The sequence below is a fragment of the Methylobacterium sp. WL120 genome, from assembly GCF_008039465.1.
In the GTDB taxonomy this organism is placed as follows: Bacteria; Pseudomonadota; Alphaproteobacteria; order Rhizobiales; family Beijerinckiaceae; genus Methylobacterium; species Methylobacterium cerastii.
Genome location: NZ_VRUT01000199.1, coordinates 1 through 6913 on the forward strand (window position 1 = coordinate 1; position 6913 = coordinate 6913).

Below are 6913 nucleotides of genomic sequence, written 5' to 3' on the forward strand. Positions count from 1 at the left end.
CCTTCTCCTCGGGTGCCTTGTCGATCTGGTCGTAGGCCGTGAACGTCGCCCCGCCGGACTCCGCCAGGACCTTCGTGATCGCCGCCGTCAGCGACGTCTTGCCGTGGTCGACGTGACCGATCGTGCCAATGTTGCAGTGCGGCTTCGTGCGGGCAAACTTCTCTTTGGCCATGGTAGCCTCCGGTTCGGTGAGTGGTGCGCGCCGGGCCTGCGGTCAGGCCGGCGTCGCGGATGGGATGTCGAGGATCGGCTTACGCGTTCTGGAGCTAGGCGTACTTGGCGATGACCTTGTCGGCTTCGCCGCGCGGCACTTCCTCGTAGTGGTCGAACTGCATCGTGAAGTTGGCGCGGCCCTGCGAGAAGGAGCGCAGCTGGTTCACGTAGCCGAACATGTTGGCGAGCGGCACCATCGCGTTGATGACGTTCGCGTTGCCGCGCATGTCCTGGCCCTGGATCTGGCCGCGGCGGGAGTTGAGGTCGCCGATCACCGAGCCGGTATACTCTTCCGGCGAGACGACCTCGACCTTCATCACCGGCTCGAGCAGCACGGAGCCGCCCTTCTGCAGCGCCTCGCGGAGAGCCGCGCGGGACGCGATCTCGAAGGCCAGCGCCGAGGAGTCCACGTCGTGGTAGGCGCCGTCGATCAGCTCCACCTTGATGTCGACCACCGGGAAGCCGGCGAGGATGCCGGCGCCGAGGACCGAGTTGAGGCCCTTCTCGACGCCCGGGATGTACTCCTTCGGCACCGCGCCGCCGATCACCTTCGAGGCGAACTCGAAGCCCTTGCCGGGCTCGTTCGGCTCGACCACGAACTTCACCCGCGCGAACTGGCCGGTACCACCGGTCTGCTTCTTGTGGGTGTAGTCGATCTCGGTCCGGCGGGTCAGCTTCTCGCGGTACGCCACCTGCGGCTGACCGATGTTCGCGTCGACCTTGTAGGTGCGGCGCAGGATGTCGACCTTGATATCGAGGTGGAGTTCGCCCATCCCGCGAAGGATGGTCTGGCCCGACTCCTGGTCGGTGGAGACGCGGAAGGACGGGTCCTCGGCCGCGAGTTTGGCGAGCGCGATGCCGAGCTTTTCCTGGTCCGCCTTCGACTTCGGCTCGACCGCGATCTCGATGACGGGCTCGGGGAACTCCATCTTCTCGAGGATCACGACCTTGACCGGGTCCGACAGCGTGTCGCCGGTGCGGGTGTCCTTGAGGCCGGCGAGGGCGACGATGTCGCCGGCGAAGGCCTCCTTGACGTCCTCACGGTTGTTGGCGTGCATCAGGAGCATGCGGCCGACGCGCTCCTTCTTGTCGCGCGAGGAGTTGAGCACGTTGGCGCCCGACTCGATCTTGCCCGAGTACACGCGGCAGAACGTGATCGTCCCGACATGCGGGTCGTCCATGATCTTGAAGGCGAGCATCGAGAAGGGATCGCTGTCGGTCGGATGACGGACGATCTCTTCCTCGGTCTTGAAGTCGAGGCCCTTGATCTCGCCGCGGTCGGCGGGAGACGGCAGGTAGTCGACGACCGCGTCGAGCAGGGGCTGCACGCCCTTGTTCTTGAAGGCCGAGCCGCAGAGCACCGGGTGGAAGGCGCGCAGCTGCACGGCGCGGCGGACGAGCATGCGAAGGGTCTCTTCGCTCGGCTCGACGCCGTCGAGGTAGGCGGTCATCGCCTCGTCGTCGAGTTCGACGCAGGCTTCGATCATCTTGGTGCGATACTCGACCGCCTGATCCTTGAGGTCGGCCGGGATCTCTTCCTCGTCGTAGTTGGCGCCGAGCGCCTCGCCCGACCAGACGATCGCCTTCATCTTGATCAGGTCGATCACACCGCGGAAGGTGCTCTCGGCGCCGATCGGCAGCTGCAGGCAGACCGGCTTGCCCGCGACGCGCGTGATGATGTCGGCCACGCACTTGAAGAAGTCGGCGCCGATCTTGTCCATCTTGTTGACGAACACGACGCGCGGCACGTCGTACTTGTCGGCCTGGCGCCAGACGGTCTCGGTCTGGGGCTCGACGCCCTGGTTGCCGTCGAGCACGCACACCGCGCCGTCGAGCACGCGGAGCGAGCGCTCCACCTCGATGGTGAAGTCGACGTGTCCGGGCGTGTCGATGATGTTCAGGCGCTTCTCGCGCCAGAAGCACGTCGTCGCGGCGGACGTGATCGTGATGCCGCGCTCCTGCTCCTGCTCCATCCAGTCCATAGTGGCGGCGCCCTCATGGACCTCGCCGATCTTATGGGACTTGCCGGTGTAGTAGAGGATCCGCTCGGTTGTCGTGGTCTTGCCGGCATCAATGTGGGCCATGATGCCGAAGTTGCGGTAGTCCTCGATCGCGTGGGTGCGGGGCATCGGGATCTCTCCGAAAGGGGCGTCGGGCCGCTTACCAGCGGTAGTGCGAGAAGGCGCGGTTGGCTTCAGCCATCCGGTGCGTGTCTTCCCGCTTCTTGACGGCGTTGCCGCGATTGTTCGCGGCATCGAGGAATTCGGCCGACAGGCGCTCGACCATGGTGCGGTCGTTGCGGCCGCGGGCGGCCTGGATCAGCCAGCGGATCGCCAGCGCCTGACGGCGCTCGGTGCGGACCTCGACGGGAACCTGGTAGGTCGCGCCGCCGACGCGGCGGGAGCGCACCTCGATCATCGGTGCGACGTTCTCGAGCGCGGCGCGGAACACCTCGATCGGGTTGGCGCGGGCGCGGTTCTCGACGATCTCGAAGGCGCCGTAGACGATCCGCTCGGCGACCGACTTCTTGCCCTCGTACATGATCGAATTCATGAACTTGGTGAGCACGATGTCCCCGTACTTCGGGTCCGGGATGATCTCACGCTTTTCGGCGGAATGGCGACGGGACATGGCGGGTTCTTTCGAACGACAAAGGGTCTAAGCACCCCGCGCAGGCCGCCTTGAGCAACTCCCTTCGGAGCACCGGCGACATCCTTACGAGGCAGTGGAATGCCGTGATATCCGCCCAGACCAAACGTCCGGGCGGGTCGTGCTTACTTCGGACGCTTGGCGCCGTACTTGGAGCGGCGCTGCTTGCGGTTCTTGACGCCCTGCGTGTCGAGCACGCCGCGCAGAATGTGGTAGCGCACGCCCGGAAGGTCCTTCACGCGGCCGCCACGGATCATGACGACCGAGTGCTCCTGAAGGTTGTGGCCTTCGCCGGGGATGTAGCCGATCACCTCGAAGCCGTTGGTGAGGCGGACCTTGGCGACCTTGCGGAGCGCCGAGTTCGGCTTCTTCGGGGTCGTCGTGTAGACGCGGGTGCAGACGCCGCGCTTCTGCGGGCAGGCGTTGAGCGCCGGCACCTTGTTGCGGCTCCGCTGGATCTTCCGCGGCTGCGCGATCAGCTGGTTGATCGTCGGCATCTGGTGCCCTCTTCCTCCGGATCGCGGCGCTGCGCGATCCCGTGCGACGTAACGTGGCTCCCTGCGGAGCCGCCCACGAATGCCCCCGAAGGGGGATCCGCAAAACGAATATTCGCCAGGGGTCGGTGAGGACCCTTGGCGCGCTGTCGGCAGAGGAGCACCCCTGTTGAGGCAGGCGCGCTCGTACCTACTGATCTGACGAGGACGTCAGGCGATGTGAGCCTTCGACGGTGGTTCGGCGCGTCGTCGACGGTCGGTCGGGCTTGTCGCCCAGCCTCGTCAGCAGCCCCCGGGCCGTTCGAAGTGGCGCGCTTCTAGCCTCCATCGCCGGGTGGGTCAATGGTTTCCGGCCGATAATCTCGCCTCCGACGAGAGGTTAAGGTTTTATGCGGGGCGGCGGCGGGCCGAAGCGATTGTCGCCCGGGTCGCCCTGGCGGATCAGGACGGCGAAGAACAGCCATGCGCCGGCGATCAGGGCGAGTAGGCTGCTGACCACGACGACCGCAACGGCGGCGTCTCCGGCGTTCGACAGCGCCAGGGGAACCGCCGCCAACCCCGCTACGAGCGGAACGATCGGCAGCCAGCTCCACCAGCCGCTGCGGTTCACGTCGTGGCACCTCTTGGTCGCGAGCGCGATGCCAGCCCAGGCTGCGACGAGCGAAGCGATCTGGCCGAAGACCGGGATCCAGCCCAGCAGCAGGTTGAGGGCGAACAGGACGAGGAAGCCGTAGAGCCAGTAGTCGCCGAGGGCGACGCGTCCGTTCGGGCTGAGATAGAAGCGCGTCCAGTCCGGTCTGGCTGCTCCGTGGAGCGCCACCGGGTGCGTCGGAGCCTCCGGGAAGGCCGGCACGACGCCGGGAATCAGGTACAGGTCGCGCGCCGTTCCGATCGGCCGGGCCGAATCGCCCGATCCGGGCTCGACCTGGAAGTCGACCGCCTCGCCGGCGCGCGGGGCGGCGCTGCGCAGGTCGGTCAGGCCGTAGGCGTAGCGGCGTCCGTCGTCGCCCGCGACGAGGCCCGGGGCCGAGGCTTCCGCAACCGCCAGAACGCGTCCCCGCATCGCCCCGAAATCCTCGTCTCCGCCCGATGCGGTGCTGTGTTCCCCGTGCGGGGCGGCCCGTCAATCCTGGCGAGGCGTGCCGGATCGGGGCAGGTCGTGCCGGATGCGGGCCGACATCGCTCACGGAAGATTAAAGCGATTGGTCGAATTCTCCGCTTCGTCGGGGCGGCGCGCTGCGCCCCCGGCGGTTCGCGATGTCGACGGTCAGGGTGATGCGTATGGGTAGCGTTTCGAGTGCGGCCGAGAACGTCGTCCCCTTCCGGCGGATCGCCGCCGCGGGCCGGCCTCTGCCGTACGAGGGCGGGGTGCGCGAGGGGCAGGCCCGGCGCCGGTCCGAGCAGCGCGCGCTGATGGATGCGGTCTACGCCACGGGGACGCTTACGGTGGCCGCGGGCGACCGCGAGACCAAGCTCATCGCGTCCCGCCTGCAGGTCTACGGGTTCCTCACCGTGGAGGAGGTCGAGCCGGAGGGCTCGCTGCGCCGCCTGCGCCCCTCCGAGGCGATCCGCGCCCGCGCCGAGCGGCCGTGGCGCCTGTCGAAGCCGGCCTATGCCGGGCTTTCGGTCAGCATCCCGACCGTTGACGATTTTCTGTTCGAGCCGACGGGTTTTTCGGCCTGAGATTTACTCAGCCCGCGCTTTTCGATTCGTGGGCCCTGACATGAGGAAGCGCGCCGCCCTCTCGGGCCGGCGCGCTTCTTCGTTTTAGGTAGCTGATTCGAGGAGGCGCGGGACTTACGCCTCGCCCTCGTCGAGCTCGTCCTCGGTCGGCTTGGCGTTCTCGAGGATCTTCTCGGCGACGAGCCCGGAATTCTGCCGGATCGACGCCTCGATCTTGCCGGCGATCTCGGGGTTGTCGCGCAGAAACCCCTTCGAGTTCTCGCGCCCCTGGCCGAGGCGCTGGCTGTTGTAGGAGAACCAGGCGCCGGACTTCTCGACGATGCCGGCCTTGACGCCGAGGTCGATCAGCTCGCCGACCTTCGACACGCCCTCGCCGAACATGATGTCGAACTCGACCTGCTTGAACGGCGGCGCGACCTTGTTCTTGACGACCTTGACGCGGACCTGGTTGCCGATCGCCTCGTCGCGATCCTTCAGGGTCGAGATGCGGCGGATGTCGAGGCGGACCGAGGCGTAGAACTTCAGCGCGTTGCCGCCGGTGGTCGTCTCCGGGCTGCCGTACATCACGCCGATCTTCATCCGGATCTGGTTGATGAAGATCACCATGCACTTCGAGCGCGAGATCGAGCCGGTGAGCTTGCGCAGGGCCTGGCTCATCAGGCGCGCCTGGAGGCCGGGCTGGCTGTCGCCCATCTCGCCCTCGATCTCGGCGCGGGGCGTCAGTGCCGCCACCGAGTCGACCACGAGCACGTCGATGGCGCCGGAGCGCACCAGCGTATCGGTGATTTCGAGCGCCTGCTCTCCGGTATCGGGCTGCGAGATCAGCAGGTCGTCGAGCTGGACGCCGAGCTTGCGCGCATAGATCGGATCGAGGGCGTGCTCGGCGTCGACGAAGGCGCAGACGCCGCCCGTCTTCTGGGCCTCGGCGATGGTGTGGAGCGCGAGCGTGGTCTTGCCCGAGGATTCCGGCCCGTAGATCTCGATGACGCGGCCCCGCGGCAGGCCGCCGACGCCGAGCGCGATGTCGAGGCCGAGCGAGCCGGTCGAGACGGTCTCGACCTCCGCGATCTTGTCGTTCTTGCCGAGCCGCATGATCGAGCCCTTGCCGAAGGCCCGCTCGATCTGGGACAGCGCGGCGTCGATCGCCTTCGCCTTGTCCTTGTCCACCATGCCGGGGGTTTCCACCACTTTCAGTGCGGCCTGAGCCATCGTTCGGCATCCTTATGCAGGGGTTGGGCGCGCATCTCAATGCGCCGGAACCTGCATTTGATGTACCTGTTTTGTTCTTATCCAGCAAGGGTGGAATCGCCCCCATAAGGAGTCATTTCCGCGCCTGCCCGCCGCCTTACGGCTCGGCCATCGTCGCCTTCACCGTCTCGACGAGCTGCTTGAGGCTGAAGGGCTTGGGCAGGAAGTTGAAGGTCTCGCCCTCGGGCAGGTTCTTGCGGAACGCGTCCTCGGCGTAGCCCGAGACGAAGATCACCTTGAGCTCCGGCAGGTGCTTGCGAATCTCGCGCAGCAGGGTCGGGCCGTCCATCTCCGGCATCACCACGTCGGAGACGACGAGGTCGATCTGATGGCCGCCCTCGCGCACGATGTGGAGCGCGTCGATGCCGGAGGCGGCCTCGAGCACGGTGTAGCCGCGGGCCGAGAGCGCGCGGCTGTTGACGGCGCGGACCGGATCCTCGTCCTCGACGAGGAGAATCACCCCCTGCCCGGTATGGTCGGCCGAGGGCTTTCGCGGAGGCGTCTTCGGAGCGGGTGCCGCCGGCGGATCGCCGACGAGGACGAAGTTCTCGCCCCCCGGCTGCGCGCCGGCCGCAGAAACGGACGCGTCGGCCGCGGCCGGCGGCAGCGCCGGCGCCGGCTCGGGC

8 protein-coding genes are annotated in these 6913 nt (G+C 67.3%); 1 reads left to right on the top strand and 7 read right to left on the bottom strand.

Annotation, left to right across the window (positions count from 1 at the left end):
- The 5 genes from FV229_RS23870 to FV229_RS23890 form a co-directional block, all read right to left on the bottom strand.
- Positions 1-172, bottom strand: a 172-nt coding sequence (locus tag FV229_RS23870) for a GTP-binding protein (RefSeq protein ID WP_246688262.1), incomplete at its 3' end; no start/stop codon positions are given.
- Between the two features lie 94 nt (positions 173-266).
- Positions 267-2342: an elongation factor G gene (gene fusA / locus FV229_RS23875; RefSeq protein ID WP_147754335.1), complete on the bottom strand. Its 2076-nt coding sequence runs from the start codon at positions 2340-2342 to the stop codon at positions 267-269.
- A gap of 31 nt (positions 2343-2373) precedes the next feature.
- The gene (rpsG, locus tag FV229_RS23880) at positions 2374-2844 is read right to left on the bottom strand and encodes a 30S ribosomal protein S7 (protein ID WP_147728202.1); all 471 of its coding nucleotides are present in this window, start codon (positions 2842-2844) and stop codon (positions 2374-2376) included.
- Between the two features lie 143 nt (positions 2845-2987).
- Complete coding sequence (gene rpsL, locus FV229_RS23885; RefSeq protein WP_066927123.1) at positions 2988-3359, bottom strand: 30S ribosomal protein S12; 372 nt, start codon at positions 3357-3359, stop codon at positions 2988-2990.
- A 376-nt stretch (positions 3360-3735) separates the two neighbouring features.
- Positions 3736-4419 carry a DUF805 domain-containing protein gene (locus tag FV229_RS23890; RefSeq protein ID WP_147754336.1) on the bottom strand — a complete coding sequence of 228 codons (684 nt, stop codon included), beginning with the start codon at positions 4417-4419 and terminating at the stop codon, positions 3736-3738.
- 218 nt (positions 4420-4637) lie between these two features.
- Here FV229_RS23890 and FV229_RS23895 point away from each other — a divergent pair, with 218 nt between their 5' ends.
- Positions 4638-5039, top strand: coding sequence for a hypothetical protein (locus FV229_RS23895; RefSeq protein ID WP_147754338.1), 402 nt, complete (start codon positions 4638-4640; stop codon positions 5037-5039).
- Between the two features lie 114 nt (positions 5040-5153).
- Here the strand turns inward: FV229_RS23895 and recA are convergent, their stop codons facing one another.
- Together recA and FV229_RS23905 are read right to left on the bottom strand one after the other, a co-directional pair.
- The gene (gene recA / locus FV229_RS23900; protein ID WP_147754337.1) at positions 5154-6248 is read right to left on the bottom strand and encodes a recombinase RecA; all 1095 of its coding nucleotides are present in this window, start codon (positions 6246-6248) and stop codon (positions 5154-5156) included.
- Positions 6249-6384: 136 nt separating this feature from the next.
- A partial coding sequence (locus tag FV229_RS23905; RefSeq protein WP_246688317.1) for a response regulator occupies positions 6385-6913 on the bottom strand: 529 nt, incomplete at its 5' end.